20 protein-coding genes are annotated in these 21,558 nt (G+C 73.6%); 10 read left to right on the top strand and 10 right to left on the bottom strand.

Features of this window, described 5'->3' with window-relative positions; translation table 11 throughout:
* Positions 1-155: 155 nt before the first annotated feature.
* Complete coding sequence (locus DSM104299_RS09340) at positions 156-1,613, top strand: acetate--CoA ligase (RefSeq protein WP_272477026.1); 1,458 nt, start codon at positions 156-158, stop codon at positions 1,611-1,613.
* A 3-nt stretch (positions 1,614-1,616) separates the two neighbouring features.
* Here DSM104299_RS09340 and DSM104299_RS09335 read toward each other — a convergent pair whose 3' ends face one another.
* Positions 1,617-2,564 carry a helix-turn-helix transcriptional regulator gene (locus DSM104299_RS09335; RefSeq protein ID WP_272477025.1) on the bottom strand — a complete coding sequence of 316 codons (948 nt, stop codon included), beginning with the start codon at positions 2,562-2,564 and terminating at the stop codon, positions 1,617-1,619.
* A gap of 56 nt (positions 2,565-2,620) precedes the next feature.
* On the opposite strand from DSM104299_RS09335, the gene DSM104299_RS09330 reads away from it, so the two are divergent.
* The 4 genes from DSM104299_RS09330 to DSM104299_RS09315 all read left to right on the top strand — a co-directional run bounded on the left by DSM104299_RS09330 (position 2,621) and on the right by DSM104299_RS09315 (position 5,828).
* A complete protein-coding gene (locus tag DSM104299_RS09330) occupies positions 2,621-3,109 on the top strand; it encodes a hypothetical protein (protein WP_272477024.1) in 489 nt (162 codons plus the stop codon).
* Between the two features lie 28 nt (positions 3,110-3,137).
* Positions 3,138-3,905 carry an ABC transporter ATP-binding protein gene (locus DSM104299_RS09325; protein ID WP_272477023.1) on the top strand — a complete coding sequence of 256 codons (768 nt, stop codon included), beginning with the start codon at positions 3,138-3,140 and terminating at the stop codon, positions 3,903-3,905.
* Positions 3,902-4,585, top strand: coding sequence for a hypothetical protein (locus DSM104299_RS09320; protein ID WP_272477022.1), 684 nt, complete (start codon positions 3,902-3,904; stop codon positions 4,583-4,585). Before DSM104299_RS09325 ends, DSM104299_RS09320 begins: the two co-directional genes overlap by 4 nt.
* A gap of 64 nt (positions 4,586-4,649) precedes the next feature.
* On the top strand, positions 4,650-5,828 hold the full coding sequence (locus DSM104299_RS09315) for a VLRF1 family aeRF1-type release factor (protein ID WP_272477021.1): 1,179 nt from the start codon (positions 4,650-4,652) through the stop codon (positions 5,826-5,828).
* Between the two features lie 27 nt (positions 5,829-5,855).
* Here the strand turns inward: DSM104299_RS09315 and DSM104299_RS09310 are convergent, their stop codons facing one another.
* Genes DSM104299_RS09310 through DSM104299_RS09300 form a run of 3 tightly spaced genes read right to left on the bottom strand, consistent with a single transcriptional unit; the run spans position 5,856 to position 10,643 of the window.
* Positions 5,856-7,244, bottom strand: coding sequence for an aspartate aminotransferase family protein (locus DSM104299_RS09310; protein ID WP_272477020.1), 1,389 nt, complete (start codon positions 7,242-7,244; stop codon positions 5,856-5,858).
* Positions 7,245-7,246: 2 nt separating this feature from the next.
* Positions 7,247-9,736 carry a GcvT family protein gene (locus tag DSM104299_RS09305; protein WP_272477019.1) on the bottom strand — a complete coding sequence of 830 codons (2,490 nt, stop codon included), beginning with the start codon at positions 9,734-9,736 and terminating at the stop codon, positions 7,247-7,249.
* Complete coding sequence (locus tag DSM104299_RS09300) at positions 9,720-10,643, bottom strand: phosphotransferase (RefSeq protein ID WP_272477018.1); 924 nt, start codon at positions 10,641-10,643, stop codon at positions 9,720-9,722. The genes DSM104299_RS09305 and DSM104299_RS09300 overlap by 17 nt, the downstream gene beginning before the upstream one ends.
* Positions 10,644-10,720: 77 nt before the next feature.
* Here DSM104299_RS09300 and DSM104299_RS09295 point away from each other — a divergent pair, with 77 nt between their 5' ends.
* Together DSM104299_RS09295 and DSM104299_RS09290 are read left to right on the top strand one after the other, a co-directional pair.
* Positions 10,721-12,055, top strand: coding sequence for a glutamine synthetase family protein (locus tag DSM104299_RS09295; protein ID WP_272477017.1), 1,335 nt, complete (start codon positions 10,721-10,723; stop codon positions 12,053-12,055).
* Position 12,056: 1 nt separating this feature from the next.
* Positions 12,057-12,791 (top strand): FadR/GntR family transcriptional regulator, encoded by a 735-nt coding sequence (locus DSM104299_RS09290; RefSeq protein WP_272477016.1) that lies wholly within the window; start codon positions 12,057-12,059, stop codon positions 12,789-12,791.
* Here DSM104299_RS09290 and DSM104299_RS09285 read toward each other — a convergent pair.
* Together DSM104299_RS09285 and DSM104299_RS09280 are read right to left on the bottom strand one after the other, a co-directional pair.
* Positions 12,788-13,993, bottom strand: a complete 1,206-nt coding sequence (locus tag DSM104299_RS09285; protein WP_272477015.1) for a low temperature requirement protein A — start codon at positions 13,991-13,993, stop codon at positions 12,788-12,790. The genes DSM104299_RS09290 and DSM104299_RS09285 overlap by 4 nt on opposite strands.
* Before the next feature lie 28 nt (positions 13,994-14,021).
* Positions 14,022-14,468 carry a MarR family winged helix-turn-helix transcriptional regulator gene (locus DSM104299_RS09280; protein WP_272477014.1) on the bottom strand — a complete coding sequence of 149 codons (447 nt, stop codon included), beginning with the start codon at positions 14,466-14,468 and terminating at the stop codon, positions 14,022-14,024.
* Between the two features lie 175 nt (positions 14,469-14,643).
* Here DSM104299_RS09280 and DSM104299_RS09275 point away from each other — a divergent pair, with 175 nt between their 5' ends.
* Positions 14,644-15,252 carry a class I SAM-dependent methyltransferase gene (locus tag DSM104299_RS09275; RefSeq protein ID WP_272478085.1) on the top strand — a complete coding sequence of 203 codons (609 nt, stop codon included), beginning with the start codon at positions 14,644-14,646 and terminating at the stop codon, positions 15,250-15,252.
* On the opposite strand, the gene DSM104299_RS09270 is transcribed toward DSM104299_RS09275, so the two are convergent.
* Complete coding sequence (locus tag DSM104299_RS09270; RefSeq protein WP_272477013.1) at positions 15,233-15,694, bottom strand: nuclear transport factor 2 family protein; 462 nt, start codon at positions 15,692-15,694, stop codon at positions 15,233-15,235. The two genes, DSM104299_RS09275 and DSM104299_RS09270, sit on opposite strands and share 20 nt — an antisense overlap.
* Positions 15,695-15,705: 11 nt before the next feature.
* Entirely contained in the window at positions 15,706-16,098 is a 393-nt protein-coding gene (locus DSM104299_RS09265) for a DUF2237 family protein (protein WP_272477012.1), read from the bottom strand.
* A gap of 78 nt (positions 16,099-16,176) precedes the next feature.
* Between DSM104299_RS09265 and DSM104299_RS09260 the strand changes: the two genes are divergently transcribed.
* Positions 16,177-17,160: a zinc-binding dehydrogenase gene (locus DSM104299_RS09260; protein WP_349294546.1), complete on the top strand. Its 984-nt coding sequence runs from the start codon at positions 16,177-16,179 to the stop codon at positions 17,158-17,160.
* On the opposite strand, the gene DSM104299_RS09255 is transcribed toward DSM104299_RS09260, so the two are convergent.
* Both DSM104299_RS09255 and DSM104299_RS09250 read right to left on the bottom strand, forming a co-directional pair.
* Entirely contained in the window at positions 17,157-17,915 is a 759-nt protein-coding gene (locus tag DSM104299_RS09255) for a class I SAM-dependent methyltransferase (protein ID WP_272477010.1), read from the bottom strand. The two genes, DSM104299_RS09260 and DSM104299_RS09255, sit on opposite strands and share 4 nt — an antisense overlap.
* A gap of 14 nt (positions 17,916-17,929) precedes the next feature.
* Positions 17,930-19,744, bottom strand: coding sequence for a potassium/proton antiporter (locus tag DSM104299_RS09250; RefSeq protein ID WP_272477009.1), 1,815 nt, complete (start codon positions 19,742-19,744; stop codon positions 17,930-17,932).
* 166 nt (positions 19,745-19,910) lie between these two features.
* On the opposite strand from DSM104299_RS09250, the gene DSM104299_RS09245 reads away from it, so the two are divergent.
* On the top strand, positions 19,911-21,557 hold the full coding sequence (locus tag DSM104299_RS09245; RefSeq protein ID WP_272477008.1) for an amino acid permease: 1,647 nt from the start codon (positions 19,911-19,913) through the stop codon (positions 21,555-21,557).
* Position 21,558: the final 1 nt, after the last annotated feature.

The raw sequence follows: 21,558 nt of genomic DNA, 5'->3' as shown, positions 1-21,558 counted from the left end.
CAGCACCACCGCGCCGGGCAGCGCGCAGCAGGCGCCGCGCAGCGCCTCGCCGGCGTCGACGACGATCGGGCGATCCTCCGCGGCCACGGCCATCATCTGACCGGCGCGACGGGTGACCGGCCCTCACCTGCGGCGGATGACTAGGGTCCCCGGCGATGGCGAACTTCGCTGTGGACGTCGTGGAAGCCGCCGACCCGGAGGCGCTGGCGCTGGTCGAGCTCGACCGGGCCGGCACGCGGCGCGAGCACCGGTTCGGCGCGGTCGCGCAGGCCGCGCGGACGATGGCCGCGCACCTGGACCGCCACGGCGTGCGGCGCGGTGACGTCGTCCTGACGCTCGCCGGCAACCAGCCGGACTGGGTCGTCGCGATGGTCGCGTGCTTCCGCCAGGGCTACGTCGTCCTGCCGTGCACCGAGCAGCTGCGGGCCAAGGACCTCATGTTGCGCCTGGCGGTCGCCCGGCCGGCCGCGGTGATCGCCGACGGGCGCAACGCGGAGGTGCTGGAGCAGGCCGGCTGGGACGGGCCGACGATCTGGGGCCCGGGCGTCATGGACTGGCCGGCGCCCGCCGCCGGCGCGGTGCCGGACCCCGCGGACCTGGACGCGCTCGACCCCTGCCTGATCACGTTCACCAGCGGCACGGCCGGCGAGCCCAAGGCCGTCCTGCACGGCCAGCGCTACCTCGACGGGCAGCGGCTCCAGGCCGAGCACTGGCTGGCCGCGCGGCCCGGCGACCTCGTGTGGTGCACGGCCGCGAGCGGCTGGAGCAAGTCGGCGCGCAACGTCTTCATCGCGCCGTGGCTGCGCGGCGCGGCGGCGCTGCTGCACGACGCGCGCTTCGACCCGGCCGAGCGCCTCGACCTCCTCGAGCGCGAGCGCGTCAACGTCCTGTGCATGGCGCCGACCGAGTACCGCGTCATCGCCAAGCGCGTCGCGCTGCGGCGCTTCGCCGACCTGCGGGCGCTCGTCGCCGCCGGCGAGGCGCTCAACCCGGAGGTGCTGGAGGTGTGGCGCGCGGCGACCGGGCTGGAGATCCGCGACGGCTACGGCCAGACCGAGACCGGGCAGATGACCGGGAACCTCGAGGGCGCGCCGGCGCGCGCCGGGTCGATGGGCCGCGCGCTGCCGGGCGTGAAGCTGTGGATCGACGACGGCGAGCTGGTCGCCGACCCCGCCACGGTCCCGACGTTCTTCCTGGGGTACTTGGGCGACGCGGCGCCGGCGGGCGCCGGCGACGGGCCGTGGCGCACCGGCGACCGCGTGGTGATGGACCCCGACGGCTACCTGTTCTTCGAGGGCCGCACCGACGACGTCATCATCTCGGCCGGTTACCGCATCGGCCCCTTCGAGGTCGAGTCTGCGCTGATCGCCCACGCCGCCGTCGCCGAGGCCGCGGTCGTCGCCGCGCCCGACGACGAGCGCGGCTCGGTCGTCCGGGCGATCGTCGTCCTGCGCGACGGCCACGCGCCCTCCGACACGCTCGCGCGCGAGCTGCAAGACCATGTGAAGGACTTGACCGCGCCCTACAAGTACCCGCGGATCGTCGACTTCGCCGACGACCTGCCCAAGACGTCGAGCGGCAAGATCCGCCGCGCCCAGCTGCGCGGCGGCTAGCGACTAGCCGCCGGCCGAGTCGACCAGCAGCGCCGCGACCGCGCGCACCTCCGAGCGCAGCTCGTCGGGCAACATGATGGTGAACGCGCAGCCCAGCGAGGCGAGCACCTCGGCGACCCAGCGCAGCGAGTCGGAGCGCATCCGCAGCACGCAGGCGTCGTCGCCGTCGGGCGTCAGCTCGGCGATCGTGGCCGGGATCCGCTCGCGGACGCGGGCGGCGGGCGCGCGCAGCCGGACCTCGACGGCCCACGCGTAGGGGACGCGGGCGAGCGACCGCGCGACGGTGGCGACGACGTCGAAGCCGGGCGGCGGCGGGTCGACCACGGCGCCGAGCACGACGTCGGCGCAGCGGTCCACGCGGAACGTCCGCGTCTCCCCGCTCTCGGCGTCGCGCGCGCTGACGTACCAGCGGCCGCCGTGCACGACGACGCCGAACGGGTCGAGCTCGCGCCGCCGCGCGCCGCCCGACGCGGGCGCGTAGGTCGCCGCCACCCGCCGGTGCCGGCGCGCCGCGTCGGCCAGCACCAGCAGGGTCTCGCCTACCGGCGGGACCGCGGAGACGCCCGCGCGGTCGGCGAAGGCCAGCGCGCCCTCCAGCGCCTCGGCGCGCCGGCGCAGCGCCGCGGGCAGCACCCGCCGGACCTTCGCCAGCGCGGGCTCGGCCCCCACGAGCCCGAGGCCCTCCGTCGCGACGAGGCCCGCGACGACCGCGGTCGCCTCGTCGTCGCCGAGCATCAACGGCGCCATCCGGTAGCCCGGCCGCAGGCGGTAGCCGCCGCCGGCGCCGCGCTGGCCGTCGACCGGGATCCCGAGCTCGTGCAGCGCGTCGACGTAGCGGCGCACGGTCCGGACGTCCACGCCCAACGCGCGCGCGGCCTCGGCGCCGGTCACCGCGGGCCGCGCCTCGAGCAGCTCCAAGAACCCCAACAACCGCGTGGCCGGGCGCGACATCGCCCACCACCTTATAGGACGGAAACCGCCCTATTCGCGGCGTAGCCTCGCGGCCCATGATCGAGATCATCACCGCCCGCCCGTCCGCCGCCAACGACTTCGCGTTCTACGCCGGCGAGTGGGACGTCGCCAACCGCCGGCGCCACGCCGCCGGCATCTGGGACGAGTTCCCCGCGACCTGCAGCGTGTCGATGTGCGTCGACGACCTCGTCCAGCTCGACCACTACGACGCGCCGGACTTCCCCGGCCGCGGCCACGTCAAGGCCGTGACCGTTCGCGCTTATGACGCGGTCGCCGACACCTGGTCGATCATCTGGCTCTCCAACTACGCCGAGCCGGACTTCGTCCCGATGGTCGGCCGCTGGGACGGCGACACCGGCCTCTTCCTCGCGACGGTGCAGGACGCCGACGGCTCCCCGCTCGACGTCCGCTTCGTGTGGACCCGCGACGCCGACGACCGCGCACGCTGGGAGCAGGCGTTCTCCTACGACGGCGGCTCGACCTGGGATGTCAACTGGACGATGGACATGACGCGTCGCCCCTAGTGGCTCGCGCGGGAGCTAGGGTCGACGCGTGACCGGCGACGCCCTGCTCGAACTGCGGTCGGTGAGCGTCCGGCGTGGCCGCCGGACGGTCCTGGCCGACGTCGACCTCGCGCTGCACCGCGGCGACGCCATGCACCTCACCGGCGCCAACGGCTCGGGCAAGACGAGCCTGCTGCGCACGGCCGTCGGGCTCGCGCCGCCGCGCCGCGGCGCGGTCCGGCGCACCGGCCGCTGCGCGTTCGTCCCGGAGCAGCTGCGCCTCGCGCCCGCCCTGCGCGGCGCGGAGTGGCTGGAGGCGATGCGGCGCCTGCACGGCGCGCCGCCGGTCGACTGGCGCGCCGAGGCGGCGGCGACCGGGCTGGACCCGGCGGTCCTCCACGCGCCCAGCGCGACGTTGAGCAAGGGCATGCTCCAGCGCCTCGCGCTGCTCGACGCCGTCCACTGCCGCGCCGACGTGCTCGTGCTCGACGAGCCGTTCACCGGCCTGGACGCCGGCGCCCGCGACTGGCTCGCCGCGCGCCTGGGCGACCGTTTGGCGGCCGGCGGCGCCGCCGTGCTCCTCACCGACCACGACGGGGCGATGCGCGGCCGCCTGGCGCCGACCGCGACCGTGCACCTCGCCGACGGGCGCGCCGCCCCGGACGCCCCGCCCGCGGAGCGGCGCGCCACCGTCCGCGTCGTCGCGTCCCACGCCGACGGCCGCCGCGCCGCGCAGGACGTCCCCGCCGACGCCGTCGACGCCCGACTCCGCGCGCTGCTCGACGAGGGCTGGCACATCGAGCGGGTGGCGCCGTGAGCACGGTGCGCTACCTCTTCGTGTCCGCCGCCCGCACCCGCGCGCCGCTGATCCCGCTGGCCGCCTGCGTGTTCACGGTCGTCGGCACCTACGCCGGGCCCCGCAACGAGGTCGGCGGCGCCTACGGCCTCACGGCCGCGTTCGCCGCCGCCCTGAGCGCCTGGCTCGTCGGTGCGATCCTCGCCGTCGAGCCCGCCGCCCAGGCCGACATCGCGACCGTCGCGATGGGCGGCCGCCGCGGCCGCGAGCGCGCCGACGCGCTGCTGATCGTGGCCGTGGCGATCGCGCTGACCGTCCTGTTCGTGGGCTATCCGCTCGTCCTCGGCAGCGTCGTCGAGCACGTCTTCGACCGCACGCCCCACGCCGCCGACCTCGCCGGGGCCGTGCTCGCCCACCTCGCGGCGGCGGCCTTCGGCGGCGCGGTCGGCGTCGCGTTCGCGCCGCCGCGCGTGACGCGCCGCGCGACCGCCGCGGCCGCGACCCTCGGCGCGCTCCTGCTCCTGCTCGCGGTCGGCCCCTCGCTCGGCGTCTTCGGTGGACCGGTCGCCGCCGCTCAGCGGCTGAGCGAGGAGCCACCGCGCCGGCTCGGCGGCGACGAGCTCGCGGCCACCGCGCTCTGCCTCCTGCTGACCGCCGCGATCCTCGCCGCGACCAACGCCTACACCCGCCGCCGGGCGTGACGCGGAGGCGCCTCACCCGCCACGGGTGATGGCGCGCGCGGATCCGGGGCGTAGCGTCGGGGCCATGGCCGAGCTCGCCCGCACCCCCTGGCGCGTCGATGCCCCCGACGACGCGACCCTGCACGCCCTCGCGCGACCGGCCGAGCGCCGGCCGACCGTCAGCATCTACCTCCAGACCGACCCGCGGGTCGTGGCCAACACGGCGCAGACCCCGGCGTGGCTCGTCGTCGCCCGCAACGGGCTGCGCGACGTGACGGCCGCGCTGGACGCGAACGAGGACCGCGACGCGCGCCTGCGCTGGCGCGCCCTGCGCGCCGAGGTCGAGGCCGAGCTCGACGGCCTCAGCCACGCCAACCGCGGCCGCAGCCTCGTGTGGTTCCTCGACCTCGACGGCACGCTCGACGAGCGCTACGTGCTCCAGGTCGCCGTGCGCGACTCGCTCGTCGCCTTCGCCGAGCAGCCGGTGATCGCGCCGCTGGTCGAGCTGCTCGACCACTCCCGGCCGGTCGGCATCGTCCTGGTCTCCGGCGAGCGCGTCCGCCTCGTCCACTGGGCGCACGGCCACTTCGACGAGGCCGGCGAGGAGGTCTTCGACCTCGACGGCGACGGCTGGAAGCCCTACCGCGGGCCAGCGTCGGGGCGCGGCGGCCGCAGCGGGACGACCCACGTCGAGCAGGTCGAGGACCGCCTCGAAGAGCACCGCGAGCGCTTCTTCGCGACGGCCGCCGAGGCCACCGCCCAGCGCCTCCAGCAACGCGGGTGGGAGCGGGTGGTCGTCGCCGCCGAGCGCGCGACCGCGCACCGCTTCCGCCACCACCTGCCGCCCGCGGTCGCCGAGCGCGTCGTCGCCGAGCTGCCGCTCAACGCCGTCGACGCCCACGAGACCGAGATCGCCCAGCGGCTGGAGCCGGCGATCGAGGACCTCCACCGCCGCCAGGCGCTCGCGGCCGTCGACGCGCTGCAGGCCGACGGCCCGCAGGCCGCGGTCGGCCCCGCGGCCGTGCTGTCGGCGCTGGCGCTGGGCCAGGTCGATCACCTCGTGCTCGACCCGTACCACCGGCCGGCGGAGTCGCCGCTCTCGGAGATCGCGGAGCAGCTGATGCGCGGCGACCGCTTCCAGCGCGTGCCCGAGCGCGCCGTGGAGGCGGCCGTCGCCGCCGACGCGAAGGTCACCACCCTGGAGGCCGGCGCGTCGCCGGCGCTCCAGGCGGCCGACGGGATGCTCGCCGGCCTTCGGTGGTGACTTTTCGCGGAAGACCCTGGACTCTACCTACGCGGTGAGGTCCTTTGCCATCTCATCGAACACACCGATGTACGCATCGACCGATTCGTCGGTGTGCGTGACCGACAGCGTCCACTCCTCCTCGCGGCCTGGCGTCATGAAGATGCCGCGGTTCATGTTGTACAACCAGGCCAGCTCGGCGAGCGCGGCGTCCTGCTGGGCCTTGAACGTCTCGTAGTCGATGATCTTGGTCGTCGCGAACGTGACGCAGCCCTTGGAGCCGATGCCGACGGCGTAGCCGGGCAGGTTGTACTTCTCGATGACGCCCTCGCAGCCGCCGAGCAGGCGGTCGTTGAGGTGGTCGAGGTGCTGGTAGCCCTCGGGCGTGAGGATCTCGAGCAGGTTGGCGCGCGTCGCGGCCATGCCGAGCGGGTTCCCGTTGTAGGTGCCCACCTGGTAGACGGTTCCGTCCTCGACGACCCTGGCCATCTCCTCGTTCATGCCGATCGCGCCGGTCGGCAGGCCGCCGCCGAGCGCCTTGGCCAGCGTGACCATGTCGGGCAGGACGCCGTACTTCTCGGTGGCGCCGCCGGCGGCGACGGTCAGGCCGGTCTTGACCTCGTCGAAGATCAGCACGATGCCGTGCTTGGCCGTGATCGCGCGGACGGCCTCGAGGTAGCCGTCCTCCGGAAGGACGACGCCGAGGTTCATCATCGCCGGCTCCATGATCACGCAGGCGGGCTTGCGGCCGTCCTGGTCGAGCTCGACGATGCGGCGCTCCATCGACTCGGCGTCGTTGAAGTGCACGGCGAAGACGTGGTCGACGGTCGACTGCGGGATGCCGCCGCCGTAGGCCAGCGAGACCGGGTGGTCGTGGTCGCCGATCTTGTCGTACTCGACGCCGATCGACACCATGACGGTGTCGTGGTGGCCGTGGTAGCTGCCGAAGATCTTCAGGACGTCGTCGCGGCCGGTCGCGGCGCGCGCGATCCGGATCGCGTCCATCGTCGACTCCGAGCCGGAGTTCGTGTAGCGCCACTTCGGCAGGCCCCAGCGCGCGGCGAGCTCGTTGCCGACGACGATCGCGTCCTCGGTCGGCGCGGCGAAGTGGGTGCCCAGCGCGTAGCGGTCGGCCAGCGCCTTGCCGATGGCCGTGTGCGCGTGGCCCTGCACCATCGAGCCGAAGCCGTTGTGGAAGTCCCACATCTCGTTGCCGTCGACGTCCCAGACCTTCGGACCGTCGCCGCGCTCCAGGTAGATCGGCCACGGCTCCCGGACCTGGTAGCTGGAGGCGACCCCCGACGCGAGGTGCTCGCTGGCGCGGCGGAACGTCTCACCGCTGCCCTTGGTGGCCTCGTTGAGGCGCTCGGTCTCACGCTCGGTCAGCTCGGCGATCCGGGCGCGGTCGATCGTGACGGTGTCAGCGTTGGCAGCCATGGTCATCCAATGGTAGGCATGGTCCCTACGCCTGTCTGTACCCCTTTGACGCGTTCGGATGCCGCGTCGTACAAGGGCTCGGCGGCGACGCGACCGCCGATCCACGTCCCGAAGACGTCCACCGCCACCTCGGTGCCCGGAGCGGCGTGCGCCGTCGGCACGTAGGCGTAGGCGATCGAGGCGCCGACGGTGTAGCCGAAGCCCCCGCTCGTGACGCGGCCGACGACCGCGCCGTCGACCGCCACCGGCTCGTTGCCGAGGGCGACCGAGCGCGGGTCGTCGAGGACCAGGCAGACCAGCCGGGATGCTGGCCCACCCACCCCGCCGCGCTCGCTCAGCGCGCCGGCGCCGAGGAAGTCCTTGTCGTCGCGCACGCAGAACGACAGCCCGGCCTCGTGCGGCGTCTCGTCGGGCGTGATGTCGGCGCCCCAGACGCGGTAGCCCTTCTCCAGCCGCAGCGCGTCGATCGCGCGGTAGCCGCCGGCGGCCAGGCCGTGCGGCTCGCCCGACGCCCAGAGCGCGCGCCACAGCGCCGCGCCGTACTCGGCCGGGCAGTACAGCTCCCAGCCGTACTCGCCGACGAACGTCACGCGCAGCGCGCGGACCGGAACGTCGCCGACCACGATCTCGCGCATCGACATGTAGGGGAAGTCCAGCGGGTCGGGCGTGAGCGGCGCCAGGACGTCGTGCGCCCGCGGCCCCCAGAGCGCGAAGCACGCCCAGCGCGACGTCGTGTCGGTCACGGTGACCGAGCCGTCGCGCGGCGCATGACGCCGGATCCACGACGCGTCGTGCTGGCCGAACGCGGTGCCGGTGACGATCTGGAACAGGTCGTCCGCCACGCGCGTGACCGTGAAGTCGCACTCGATCCCGCCGCGCGCGTTGAGCATCTGGGTGTAGGTGATGCGCCCCACGTCGCGCGCGACCCTGTTGTCGCACATACGCTCCAGGAAGTCCGCGGCGCCCGGCCCGGCGACCTCGAGCTTGGCGAACGACGACTCGTCGAACAGCACGGCGCGCTCGCGGCAGGCGCGGTGCTCGGCGCCGATCGCCGGCGACCAGTGCATGCCGGCCCAGCCGCGGGGCCGCAGGCCGGGATCGCCGTCGGCCTCATTGGCGGCGTACCAGTTGACCCGCTCCCACCCGGACTTCTCGCCGAACGCCGCCCCGTGCTCCTGGTGCCACGCGTAGTTCGACGACACCTTGAGCGGGCGGCCGGCCTGGCGCTCCTCGTTGGGGTAGTGGATGTCGTAGTAGGTCTCGTAGACCTCCTTGGTGCGCTTCAGGGTGTAGGACGGTGAGCGGTACTGCGCGCCGAAGCGTCGGATGTCCATCCGCCAGAGGTCGAGCTGCGGCTCGCCGGCGACGATCCACTCGGCCATGACCTTGCCGATCCCGCCGGCGCCGGCGAGGCCGTGCGCGCAGAAGCCGGCGGCGACGAACAGGCCGTCGACCTCGGTCTCCCCCAGGCAGAACTCGTTGTCGGGGGTGAACGCCTCGGGCCCGTTGATCAGCTTGGTGACCTTGACGTCCTCCATCGCCGGCACGCGCGCCTTCGACGCGAGGGCGATCTCCTCGAAGCGCGGCCAGTCCTCCTCGAGCAGGCGCCCGTTGAAGTCGGGCGGGATGCGGTCGACGAGGCGCTCGTCCAGCGACCACGGCGCGCTGTCGCGCTCGTAGCCGCCCATCACCAGGCCCTCGCCCTCCTCGCGGAAGTAGATGAGGTTGTCGGGGTCGCGCAGCGTCGGGAGGTGAGTCCGCCCCCGCCCGCCCGCCGTGCGGTCCCGGAACGGCTGGGTGACGAGGTACTCGTGGGCCATCGGGACGATCGGGACGCGGACGCCGGCCAGGCGCCCGAGCTCGGCCGCGTACATCCCGCCGGCGATGACCACGCGCTCGCACGCGATGCGGCCCCACTCGGTGTCGACCGCCACCACGCGCCGCCCGTCCGGCGACTTCTCGATCGCCGTCACGCGCGTGTGCGTGAAGATCCGCACGCCGCCCTCGCGCGCGCCCTCGGCCAAGGCGTAGGTCAACTGCGACGGGTCCAGGTAGCCGTCGGTCGGCAGCAGCGACGCGACGCGCACGCCGTCGGGCACCATCAGCGGGAAGCGCGCCACGGCCTCCTCGGCGCTGATCGTCTCCAGCGGCAGCCCGAAGGTCCGCGCCCACGCGACCTGGCGGTGGACCTCCTCCTCGCGCTCGGGCGTGCAGGCCAGCCGGATGCCGCCGCACTCGACCCAGCCGCAGTCCAGCGACCGGTACAGCTCGACCGAGTACATCATCATGGTCGTGAGCGAGACGCTGGAGCGCAGCTGGCCGACCAGGCCGGCCGAGTGGAAGGTCGAGCCGGAGGTCAGCTCGTCGCGGTCGACCAGGACCACGTCCTTCTCTCCCAGCTGCGCCAGGTGGTAGGCGATCGACGTGCCGCCCACCCCGCCGCCGATGACGACGACGCGGGCGCGGTCGGGGAGCTCACGGGGTCGCGGCATCGTGCAGCCAGCCTTCGAATCGGGGATCGGCGGTCGTCTCCGTCAGCCGGCGCAGGTGCGTGTCGGCGTAGGCGGAGAAGTCGAAGTCCAGGTCGCTGATCACGCCCTGCACGACGCCCCACAGGCCCTCGCGCACGTCGGACATCGAGCGCATCAACCGCAGCGCGGCGAACCGGCGCGGCGTGCACGGCGCGTCCCAGTAGGCCTCCAGGAGCGCGCGGTCGTCCGCCTCGGTGAAGCCGTTGTTGATGGACAGGTTCCCGAGGTCGAAGTAGCGGTCGCCCATGCCCGCGTACTCCCAGTCGACCAGCCAGACGCGGCGCCCGTCGGTCAGGACGTTGGCGCAGAGCAGGTCGTCGTGGCACGGGACGAGCGCGTGCTCGGGGTGGCCGGCCACCGCCGCCGCGATCCGCGCGGCCAGGCGCGCGGCGTCCCACGCGGCGGGCGGCACGGCGCGGTCCCCGTCGCCGCGCTCCCGGGCCAGCGCCAGGTAGCTGCGGGCGATCGCCGGGACGTCGAAGCGCACCGGCAGCGCGGGCGCGTGCTCGTGGAACGCGCGCAGCGCCCGGGCGACCTCCGGCAGCGCCGGCGGCTCGCGCAGCGCCCGATCGGCGATCGGGACCGCGTCGACGAACGCGGTCACCAGGCAGGAGTGCTCGGGCACGAAGGCCAGGACCGCGGGGGCGATCCCGAGCCGGGCGGCGGCGGTCGTCGCGACATGCTCGGCGGCGCGGTCGATGCCGAGCAGCTCGGTGTCGCGGCCCGCGATCCGCAGCACGACCTCCGCGTCCCCGAACCGCGCCCGGAAGTTGTGGTTGGTGATCCCGCCACCGAGCACCGTCGGCTCGCCGGCCAAGGCGCCGAGCTGGTCCTGCACTGCCTCGATGACGGCGCGTGGCGGGGCCAACAGATCTCCCGTGGCGGCGACCCTAGACCGGCTGAGGGTTTGCGGTCAATGGTGCGTTGCATATACCTTCGGCCGCCATGACGCTTGACGAGCTGCGCGCCGAGGTGCAAGCCGGCCGGATCGACACGGTCCTGCTGTGCCTGACCGACATGCAGGGTCGACTCCAGGGCAAGCGCATGCACGCGCGGTTCTTCGTCGACGAGGTCGTCGCCCACGGCGCCGAGGCCTGCAACTACCTGCTCGCGGTCGACGTGGAGATGAACACCGTCGACGGCTACGCGATGTCGTCGTGGTCGCGCGGATACGGCGACTTCGTGATGGCCCCGGACCTCGAGACGCTGATGCCGGTCCCGTGGCTGGAGGGCACCGCGCTCTGCCTGGTCGACCTCCGCTGGCAGGACGGCAGCGACGTCGTCGCGTCGCCGCGCCAGGTGCTGCGCCGGCAGCTCGACCGGCTCGCCGAGCGCGGCTGGATGGCCAACGCCGGCAGCGAGCTGGAGTTCATCCTGTTCGAGGACTCCTACGAGCAGGCGTGGGACAAGGGCTACGTCGACCTGACCCCGGCCAACCGCTACAACGTGGACTACTCGATCCTCGGGACGACGCGCGTCGAGCCGCTGCTGCGCGCGATCCGCAACGCGATGGCCGGCGCGGGGCTGCGGGTCGAGGACTCCAAGGGCGAGTGCAACTTCGGCCAGCACGAGATCAACTTCCACTACACCGACGCGCTGACGACGTGCGACCGCCACGTCGTCTTCAAGAACGGCGCGAAGGAGATCGCGGCCCAGCACGGGCAGGCGATCACGTTCATGGCCAAGTACGACGCGCGCGAGGGCAACTCGTGCCACCTGCACCTGTCGCTGGCCGACGAGGCGACCGGCGCCAACGTCTTCGCCGACGACGACGCGACGTTCGACGCGTTCCTGGCCGGCGCGATCGCGGGGCTGCGCGAGCTGACGCTCCTGCTGGCGCCCAACATCAACTCCTACAAGCGCTTCGCGGCCGGCTCGTTCGCGCCGACCGCGGTCGCGTGGGGCAACGACAACCGCACCTGCGCGTTCCGGGTCGTCGGCCACGGGCCGGGCCGGCGCTTCGAGTGCCGCCTCCCGGGCGGCGACGTCAACCCGTACCTGGCGCTCGCGGGCCTGATCGCGGCCGGCCTGGACGGGATCGAGAACGGGCGAGCGCTGCCGCCGGCGTGCGAGGGCAACGCGTACACGGCGCAGGACGTCGAGCACGTCCCGACGACCCTGCGCGAGGCGCGCGCGCTGTTCGCCGACAGCGCGCTGGCGCGCGCGGCGCTCGGCGAGGAGGTCGTCGCGCACTACCTCAACATGGCCGACGTGGAGCTGGCCGCATACGATGCGTCCGTCACCGATTGGGAACGCGTACGCGGTTTCGAGCGCCTTTGAGATGAGCATCCCCACGTCCGACCTGCCGTCGTTCGAGACCGTCTTCGCGCCGGTGCGCTCCCAGACGGCCTTCGAGGAGACGCTCGAGCGGCTGGGGACGGCGATCAAGCTGGGGCTGCTGGCGCCGGGCGCGCGGCTCCCGGCCGAGCGCGAGCTGTGCACGCGCCTGGAGATCTCGCGCTCCACGCTGCGCCAGGCGCTGACGGCGCTGGCGCAGTCCGGGCACCTGCACGCGGTGCGCGGCCGCGGCGGCGGGACGTTCGTCGCCGAGCGGCCGCCGCCGGCCGACCCGCCGTCGCGCCTGGTGCTCGAGTCCTGGCACGACGCGTGCGACGTGCGCCTCGGCGTCGAGCTCGGGATCGCCGCGTTGGCCAGCGACCGCGCCACCGAGGAGGAGCTCGCGCCGCTGGACGAGCTGGTCGTCGCGATGGACGACATGGCCGAGGACTTCCCGGCCTACCGCCAGGCCGACGTGCGCTTCCACATCGGGCTCGCCGAGGCGACGCGCTCGGTGCGCCTGGTCGCGCTGGCGACCGAGGCCCAGGGCCAGATGACCGACCTCATCTCCTACATCGCGCACCCGCCGGAGATCCTCGAGCACGCCAACGCGCAGCACGCGCAGCTGCTGACGCGCATCCGGGCCCGCGACGCCGACGGCGCCGTCCGGATCATGGCCGAGCACCTGCGCGGGACCGAGCTGGTCCTCGCGGGCCTGCTGCCCGGCGCCAAGGACTAGGGCACGCGCGGGCGCGGCGCCGGCGGCGGGCCCGCCGGCGTCCGGAGCTCCCAGACCGCCACGGCGCTCAGCAGCGCGGCGACGATCGCGCTGAGCGCCAGCGCGCTGATGTGGCCGCCGATCAGCGCGAGGGCGACCAGCACGGCGGCGGCGACCAACCGCTTGTGGTTGGTCGATCCGATCATCCGCAGCCGGAACAGGCTCTCGCCCAGCAGGTACAGCGCCGGGCCGCCGAGGACCATCGCCAGCCCGACGCCGTGCAGCGCCTCGTGGGGCTCGGCGATCAGCAGGTCGTCGCCCACCGCCGCGCCGATGATCCCGGCGACGATCGGCAGGTGCAGGTAGGTGTAGGCGTCGCGCGCCAGCCGGCCGGGGTCGTCGCTGGCCGCCATCGCCGCGCGCGAGTGCGCGGCCGCCGCGCCGAAGTACAGCCACCACAGCGCCGCGGTCTCCAGGAACGCGACGACGAGGCAGACGACGACCGTGAAGGTCAGGCCGGCGTCGGCGGCGGTCGCGCCGGTGACGACGATCGACTCGCCCAACGCGATGATGATGAAGCCCTGGCAGCGCTCGGCGAAGTGGCCGCCCGCGACGTCGTAGTCCGACGTCAGCGAGCGACCCAGGCGCGGCACCCAGTAGCCGGCGGCGGGCGCCGCCAGCTCGATCGCCAGCGCCGGGATCCAGAGGATGAGGCGCGCGTCGCCCTCCAGCGCCGCGCCCGCCAGCCAGAGCGCGCCGGCGACGACGCTCCAGACCACCAGGCGCTCGAACACCCCGCGCAGCGGCTGGCCGCGCGGCAGCAGCGCCGCGCCCGCCACGTTGCGCCCGACCTGGAGGACGACGTAGGCGCCGACGAACAGCCAGCCGCGCTCGGTCAGCGCCTCCGGCAGCGCGGCGGCCATGAGCAGGCTGGCGAGCATCACGCCGACGAGCACCGCGCGGACCGCCGCGGAGGCCGGGTCGAACCAGTTGACCATCCACGTCGTGTAGATCCACGCCCACCACACGACGAGCAGCAGGAACGCCGCGCGCGCAACGCCGCCGACGGTGAGGTCGTCGAGGATCAGATGCGACAGCTGGGTGACCGCGAAGACGTAGACGAGGTCGAAGAACAGCTCGACGCTCGTGATCGTCTGCTCGCTCCCGTCGCGCGGGCGCAGGTGGCGGAGGGGTCCGGCGACGGTGGCGATCGGGGTGGGCAAGCCGCTCCTTCGGCGCGCTGGCCGACGCCTAGGCCCCGGCCGGAGCCGCGGGCGCTGGCGCGTCGAGCAGCTTGGGGAGCGCCGCGAGCACCGCGCGGCGCTCCGTCGCGCTCAGGACGGCCAGGAAGCCCTCCTCCATCGCCCGGATGTCGGCCACCGCCGCGGCATGCTTGCGGGTCCCCTTCGCGGTGATCCGCACGACGTGCGCGCGGCGGTCGGCGGGATCGGGCGAGCGCTCGACCAGGCCCTCGGCCTCCAGCGCGTCGAGCAGCGCGATCAGCCGCGTCTTGTCGTAGCCGATGTCCCGCGCCAGCGCGAGCTGCGTGGAGGCTGGCGCCGCGGCCACGTGGGTGAGCGCGATGTACCCCCACATCGTCAGCCCGTGGCGGTCGAGCAGCGGCTTCTCGGCCGCGATCAGCTGCCGGCTGATGGTGGTGAAGAGCGCGCCGAGGTCCTGGCGATCGTCCGAGCTCACACGCGCAGACTATGGTCAGGGCGCATGGACGGTCGCACGCCCAGCTCCCAGGCGACCTGGGACGCGTTCTTCAGCGAGTTCTACCTGCGCGTCCACGCCGGGCCCGAGCCGCGTGACGAGGCGCGAACGCAAGCGCTGGCCGCCGCGGCGCTGACCGGCTGCGGACGGCGGCGAGCTGCTCGACGTCGCCTGCGGCTTCGGCCGCCACGCCGTCCCGCTGGCGGCCGCCGGCTTCCGCGTGACCGGCGTCGACCGCTCGGCCGCGCTGCTGGAGGAGGCGCGCCGCCGCGCCGGCGCCGACGCCGCCTGGCCCAGGCTCGTCGACGCCGACTACCGCGAGCTGCCGTTCGCCGACGCGTCCTTCGACGCCGCGCTCAACCTGTACACCTCGCTCGGCTACCTCGGCGACGAGGAGGACACCAACGTCCTGCGCGAGATCGCCCGCGTCCTGCGCCCCGGCGGCAAGCTCGTCATCGAGACCATGCACCGCGACCTGCTCGTCCGGACGTTCACCGACACGGGCTGGGAGCTGCTCGGCGAAGGCCGCCTGCTGCTCGAGCAGCGCACGTTCGACCCGACCGGCGGCGTGACCCAGACCACCCAGACGCTCATCGACAAGGCCGGCGACCGCGACTCCCGCACCTTCGAGGCGCGGATCTACACGGCGACCGAGCTGGTGCACATGCTCCAAGCGGCCGGCTTCACGAAGACCACCACCTACGGCGACCTGCACGGCGCGCCGTTCGCGACGGCGACGCGCCTGGTCATCGTGGCGCGGCGCTGAGCCCCGCGCGCGCCTGGCCGCGGACCTTGTTCTTCACCATCGGCGTCCAGCCCAGGACGAGGCCCGTGGGACCGAGGGCCTGGCGGGCCCAGCCATGGAAGGAGAAGGCGTCGTGGTGCTCGGCGATCAGCCCGTCGCGGAAGGCGAACCGCGCCCGCACGTCGTTGTGGACCTTGCGTCCGGTCGTGGCGAACGTGTAGTCCGCGAGCCAGCGCGCGGTGCCCGTCGCGTCGTCGGCGTCGTGCTCGGCGAGCGTGATCTCGAGGTCCTGCGCCCGCCCGGTCAGCATGATCCACATCCGACCCGGCTCGTCGCCGCGCAGCTCGCCGAACACCGGATCGGAGAACACGGCGTCGGGCGTGTAGCAGGCGGCCATCGCCGCTCCGTCGCGCGCGTCGAAGGCGGCGTAGAAGCGGGCGACGAGGTCGGCGTTGGCGCTCATGGGGCGCCAGCCTAATCGGCGAGCGCCCCCGGGTCGGTCGGCACGTCGACGGCGTGCTCGCGCAGCGCCTCGATCGGGACGACCTCCAGCGCGCGCTCGTGCGAGGAGGCGAGGACGACGTAGGACGGCGCGCCGTCCTGGTAGGCGCGCAGCCAGTTGACCGCGGTCACGCACCAGCGGTCGCCCGGCGTCAGGCCCGGGAAGCGGTACTGCGGCATCGGCGTCGAGAGGTCGTTGCCGATCCCCTGCTGGTGGGCCAGGAACTCGGAGGTCACGACCGCGCAGATCGTGTGGCTGCCCAGATCCTCCTGTCCGGTGTTGCAGCAGCCGTCGCGGTAGAAGCCGGTCAGCGGCTCGACGCCGCAGGGTTCGAGGGGACCGCCCACCACGTTGCGCTCGGTCACGTCTCGCAACCTATCGCGAAGCCCTTGACTTCAAGTCCGCTTGAAGCGATTTCATCCAGCGCCATGACCCCACTCCCCATGCACGCCGTCCGCCTCCACGCGTTCGGCCCGGCCGAGAACCTCCGCTACGAGGAGGTCGCGGCGCCCGAACCCGGGCCCGGGCAGGTCCGGATCGCGGTGCAGGCCGCCGGCGTGCATCTCATCGACACCCGCCTGCGCGCGGGTGAGCAGATGGGTCCGCTCCCGCTCCCCACCCTGCCGGCGATCCCCGGCCGCGAGGTCGCCGGCGCCGTCGACGCGGTCGCCGACGACGTCGACCCGTCGTGGCTGGGCCGGCGCGTCGTCGCCCACCTCGGCGCGGCCAGCGGCGGCTACGCCGAGCGCGCGGTCGTCGCCGCGAGCGCGCTGCACGCGCTGCCCGACCACGTCGACGCGCCGGTCGCCGTCGCGACGATCGGCACCGGGCGCACCGCGCTCGGCATCCTCGAGGTGGCGCAGCTCACCGACGCCGACACCGTGCTCGTCCCCGCCGCGGCCGGCGGGATCGGGGCGCTGCTCGTCCAGGCGGCGCGGCGCGCGGGCGCCGCGGTCGTCGCGCTGGCCGGCGGTCCGGACAAGGTCGCGCGGGCCAGAGCGCTCGGCGCGACCTGGGCGTTCGACTACACGACCCCGGACTGGTCCGACACCGTGCGCGCCGCGCTGGACGGCAACGGCGTCACGGTCGTCCTGGACGGCGTCGGCGGCGCGACCGGCCGCGCGGCGCTGGACCTGATGGCCAGCGGCGGCCGGATGATCGTCTTCGGCTGGTCTTCGGGAGAGCCGACGCCGCTGACGACGGCCGAGATCGCGGGCCGCGGCCTGACGATCGAGGGCGCGCTCGGCGCGCGCATGATGAACGGGCCCGGGGGCCTGCGCCGGCTGGAGACGCTGGCGCTCGGCGCGGTCGCCGCCGGCGAGCTCGCCCCGCTCGTCGGCCCGCCGTTCGCGCTGGCCGACGCGGCCGCGGCGCACGCCGCGCTGGAGACGCGCGGCACGGTCGGCAAGGTGGTGCTGGTGCCTTAGCGCCGGGCGGCCGGGAGGGCGAGCACCGCGAAGTGCAGCGTGATCAGCCGCTCGCCGAGCGCCGGGACCGCGGCGGCGCTGGCGCGCACCGCCCACTTGGCATAGCCCTTGGCGCGCGCGGCGCCGCCCTCGGCGCCGAACAGGTGCACCTCGCGCGGCAGCGGGTCGACGAGCTCGGCCGCGACGCGCCCGCCCGCGTCGGCGACGAGCGTCCGGATCGCCCGGCGGTGGAAGCGATGCAGGTGCCCGACGCCCTCCGACGCGGCGCGCGCGGCCGGCCGCTGCGCCGACACGTTGGCCTCCAGCGGCACCTCGATCACCACGGCGCGCCCGGCGCGCAGCAGCTCGCGTGTCAGCGGCGCCGGGTCCGGGACGTGCTCCAGCACGTGCGTGGCGAAGACCAGGTCATAGGCGTCCGCGCCGACCGGCAGGTGCGCGCCGTCGAAGACGTGGGCCTCGTCGACCTCCGCGCGCTCGCCCGCCAGCCTGACGCCCGAGGCCGAGATCTCGTAGCCGACACGCTGGCCCCCGAACCCGCGCCGGCCCATGACGCCGAGCACGGCGCCGTCGCCGCAGCCGACCTCGCAGACCGTCCGCGGCGCGGCCAGCCCGGCCCGCGCGACGAGATCCATCACATGGTCGGCCTTGCCCTCGGCACCCAGCTCGCGCCAGCGGCGGTACTTGTCGCCGTCGACCCCCGGCGTGTAGCACTGCTCGTAGAACTCCTGGATCTGCTCTTCGGCGAGGCGGGCCATGCGGTCCGGCCAGTCTAGGCGGGAGGCCCGCCCGGGCGCGCTTCGGCCAGGTCGGTCGCGACCGCGCCGAGGACGGTGCGCAGCCAGGCGCGCTCGGCCTCGCCCGAGACGCGCATCCGGCGCTCGATCCACTCGGTCACCTGACGGCGCGCGCCGACGACGAGCACCGAGCCGCACACCGCGTAGCGCCCGTCGGCCAGCACGACCAGCGAGCCCGGCGCGTCGCGCCGCAGGCGCAGCAGGTCGACGACCTCTTGGCCGGACACGCGCTCGGGCCGCGTGGCGTCGCCGTCGCCCTCGGTCCACGGCCGCGCGGTGAAGATCGACGACCGGCTGCGCAGCTCGCGCGCCGGCCGCGCGCGCGGGCCGATCGGGCCGCTGCGCCACGACGAGGTCAAGGACACCAACTGCCGCGACGCCTCCTCGCGGTAGAGGACGTGGAGCCGGTCGCCGGCCGCCACGCGCGTCGAGCCGCGCGGCGGGATCGCCTGGCCGGCGCGGACGATGACGTTGACCACCGCCTCGCGCGGCAGGCCGAGGTCGCGGACCGCCAGGCCGACGATGGCGTCGCCCTCGACGACCGGGAACTCCAGCACCTCGGCGCCCAGCCGCCGGATGGTCCCGGACTCGGCCAGTGGCCGCGGCAGCGCCGGATCGTCGGTCGTCACGCCCAGCCGCTTGGCCAGCGGCTCGAACGTCGTGCCCTGCAGGATGGTGGACAACAGCACGACGAAGAACACGATGTTGAAGAACTCGTGCGAGCGCGGGACGCCGTCGATGACCGGGAACGTCGCGAGCACGACCGGGACCGCGCCGCGCAGGCCTGCCCAGCCCAGCACGGTCTGCTCGCGCCAGGTGAAGCCGAACGGCGTGGTGCAGATCACCGTCGCCAGCGGCCGCGCCACGAAGACCAGGACGAGCGCGAGCACCGTCCCCTCGAACGCGACGCCGCCGAGGTCGGACGGGAAGACCAGCAGGCCCAGGACCAGGAACATCGACAGCTGCGCGACCCACGCCATGCCCTCGTGGAACGTCGCGATCGTCTGCTTGGCCGGGATGCTCGCCGAGCCGAGCATCAGCCCCGTGATGTACACCGCCAGGAAGCCGGAGCCGTGCGCGGTGTCGGCGGCGCCGAAGGCCACGGCGACCGCCGCGAGCGTCGCGACCGGGTATAGGCCGGCGGTCGCCAGCCGCGCCTCGCGCAGCGCGAACGACACCACGTAGCCGACGCCGAAGCCGACCGCGCCGCCGATCGCCAGCTGGCGCACGAAGAGCCACAGGAAGTCCGGAACGCCGTAGTCGGGATGCATCAGCTTCTCGATGAAGCCGAGCACGAGCAGGATCGCGATCGGGTCGTTGAGACCCGACTCGCCCTCGAGCGTGCGCGCGAGCCGCCGGCGCAGCGTCGAGCCGCGCAGCAGCGCGAAGATCGCCGCGCCGTCGGTGCCGGCGACGATCGCGCCGACCAGCAGGCCCTCGGTCGTGTCGAAGTCGAACAGCCACGCCGCGACGAGGCCCGTGACGATCGCGGTGATGAGCGTCCCGAGGATCGCGAGCGTCAGCGACGGCCCCAGCACCGGCCGGATCTCCGGGAAGCCGGCGGCCAGGCCGCCCTCGAACAGGATCAGGACGAGCGCGACGATCCCGACGGTGCGCGCGAGCGAGTAGTCGTTGAAGTCGATCCAGCCCGCGCCGTCGCTGCCGACGGCCATGCCCACGCCGAGGAACAGGACCAGGCCTGGGACGCGCACCCGGCTCGCGAGCAACGAGGCGAGGAGGCCGGCAGACAGCAGCGCGCCCACGATGAGGATGCGCTCGCCGTCGTGCACCGAGACACCATGCCACACGAACCGGCCGCTGACCTCGACCGGTGGGCGGATCAGGTTTGGACGAGGTTGTGGCGATCGGCACTTGACTTCCGTCCGAGCACCGTCGTACGCTCGCGCCGCCGTCCTAAGGACGGTTCACCACACCTTTCGGAGAGGGACAACCGTCATGGCGAACGTCGACGCGGCCGCAACCGCCACCAGCGATGAGCAACGGCTTGCGGAGTTGGGGTACAAGCAGGAGCTGAGTCGCAGCTGGAGCGGGTTCCAGAACTTCGCGATCTCCTTCACCATCATCTCGATCCTCGCCGGCTGCTTCACGACCTACGGCCAGGCCTGGAACAACGGCGGACCGATCGCGATCTCCTGGGGCTGGCTTCTGATCTCGATCCCGATCCTGATCATCGGGTTCTGCATGTCCGAGCTCGTGTCGGCCTATCCGACGGCGGGCGGCATCTACTGGTGGGCGTCCAAGCTCGGCGGCGCGGGCTGGGGCTGGTTCACCGGCTGGTTCAACCTCATCGGCCTGGTCGCCGTCACGGCATCGGTCGACTACGGCGCGGCGACGTTCCTGAACCTGACGTTCGGGGCGTTCGACTTCAACCTGTTCAACGGCGCGTCGGGTGACTTCCTCTCCGGGACGTTCTGGCTCTTCCTCGTGGTCTTGGCCTTCCACGCGCTGGTGAACATCGCCGGCAGCCACCTCGTGGCCCAGATCAACGGCATCTCCGTGTGGTGGCACGTGGCCGGCGTCGCGATCATCCTGCTGGTGCTGGTCTTCGTCCCCGACCACCACGCGAGCGCGGACTTCGTCTTCACCGAGCGCTTCAACAACTCGGGGTTCTCCGGCGGTTCCAACAGCACGGCGATGTTCTGGTTCTACGTGCTGCCGCTCGGGTTCCTGCTCACGCAGTACACGATCACGGGCTTCGACTCCTGTGCGCACATCTCCGAGGAGACCCATGGCGCGGCGGACACCGCGGCCAAGGGCGTCTGGCGCTCGATCTTCTACTCGGCCATCTTCGGGTGGCTCGTCCTGCTGGCGATCACGTTCTGCGCGACGAACGTCGACGCGATCAACAAGGCCGCCGCCGGCGGCGAGTTCGTCTCCGTCGCGATCATCGAGCAGGCGGTCAGCACCGGGTGGCTGAAGGTGATCCTCGTGATCTCGACGGTCGGTCAGCTGTTCTGCGGCGCGGCATGCCTCACCAGCGCCTCGCGCATGTGCTACGCCTTCAGCCGTGACGGCGCCATCCCCGGCTGGAAGCTCTGGAGCAAGGTCAACAACAAGCGCATCCCGCAGAACGCGGTGCTCTTCATGGCGGTCTGGGCGGCGATCCTGACGGTCCCGGCGTACTTCCCGAACGCCAGCGGCGTGCCGGTCGCGTTCTACGCGGTGGTGTCGATCGCCGTCATCGGCCTCTACATCGCCTACGTGATCCCGATCTTCCTCCGCTGGCGGATGGGCGCGGCCTTCGAGGCCGGCCCCTGGAACCTCGGCAACAAGTACAAGTGGATGAACCCGTTCGCCACCGTGTGGGTGGCGTTGATCACCATCATCTTCATCTTGCCGACCACGCCGGCCGGCGTGCCGTGGAACGACGAGTTCGACTGGAACGCGGTGAACTACGCGCCGCTGGTGACCGGCGGCGTCATCCTCGGCGTCGGCATCTGGTGGCTGGTCAGCGCCCACAACACGTTCACCGGCCCACGGCACACGGTCGCGGAGCTGGACGCCGAGCTCGGCGAGCCCCATGACGGTGGCGGCGGCCCGGCCGCCGGCAGCGGACCGGCGGCAGCACCCGCCGGGGCCTGAC

The organism is Baekduia alba (genome assembly GCF_028416635.1).
GTDB classification, from domain to species: Bacteria; Actinomycetota; Thermoleophilia; order Solirubrobacterales; family Solirubrobacteraceae; genus Baekduia; species Baekduia alba.
This window is presented reverse-complemented; position numbering and strand designations above follow the sequence as displayed.

Bases quoted from the DNA above. Each gene is read 5' to 3' on its own strand.
- DSM104299_RS09340 (WP_272477026.1), top strand. From the start codon at position 156: ATGGCGAACTTCGCTGTGGACGTCGTGGAAGCCGCCGACCCGGAGGCG.
- DSM104299_RS09335 (WP_272477025.1), bottom strand. From the start codon at position 2,564: ATGTCGCGCCCGGCCACGCGGTTGTTGGGGTTCTTGGAGCTGCTCGAG.
- DSM104299_RS09330 (WP_272477024.1), top strand. From the start codon at position 2,621: ATGATCGAGATCATCACCGCCCGCCCGTCCGCCGCCAACGACTTCGCG.
- DSM104299_RS09315 (WP_272477021.1), top strand. From the start codon at position 4,650: ATGGCCGAGCTCGCCCGCACCCCCTGGCGCGTCGATGCCCCCGACGAC.
- DSM104299_RS09310 (WP_272477020.1), bottom strand. From the start codon at position 7,244: ATGGCTGCCAACGCTGACACCGTCACGATCGACCGCGCCCGGATCGCC.
- DSM104299_RS09305 (WP_272477019.1), bottom strand. From the start codon at position 9,736: ATGCCGCGACCCCGTGAGCTCCCCGACCGCGCCCGCGTCGTCGTCATC.
- DSM104299_RS09295 (WP_272477017.1), top strand. From the start codon at position 10,721: ATGACGCTTGACGAGCTGCGCGCCGAGGTGCAAGCCGGCCGGATCGAC.
- DSM104299_RS09290 (WP_272477016.1), top strand. From the start codon at position 12,057: ATGAGCATCCCCACGTCCGACCTGCCGTCGTTCGAGACCGTCTTCGCG.
- DSM104299_RS09270 (WP_272477013.1), bottom strand. From the start codon at position 15,694: ATGAGCGCCAACGCCGACCTCGTCGCCCGCTTCTACGCCGCCTTCGAC.
- DSM104299_RS09260 (WP_349294546.1), top strand. From the start codon at position 16,177: ATGCACGCCGTCCGCCTCCACGCGTTCGGCCCGGCCGAGAACCTCCGC.
- DSM104299_RS09255 (WP_272477010.1), bottom strand. From the start codon at position 17,915: ATGGCCCGCCTCGCCGAAGAGCAGATCCAGGAGTTCTACGAGCAGTGC.
- DSM104299_RS09245 (WP_272477008.1), top strand. From the start codon at position 19,911: ATGGCGAACGTCGACGCGGCCGCAACCGCCACCAGCGATGAGCAACGG.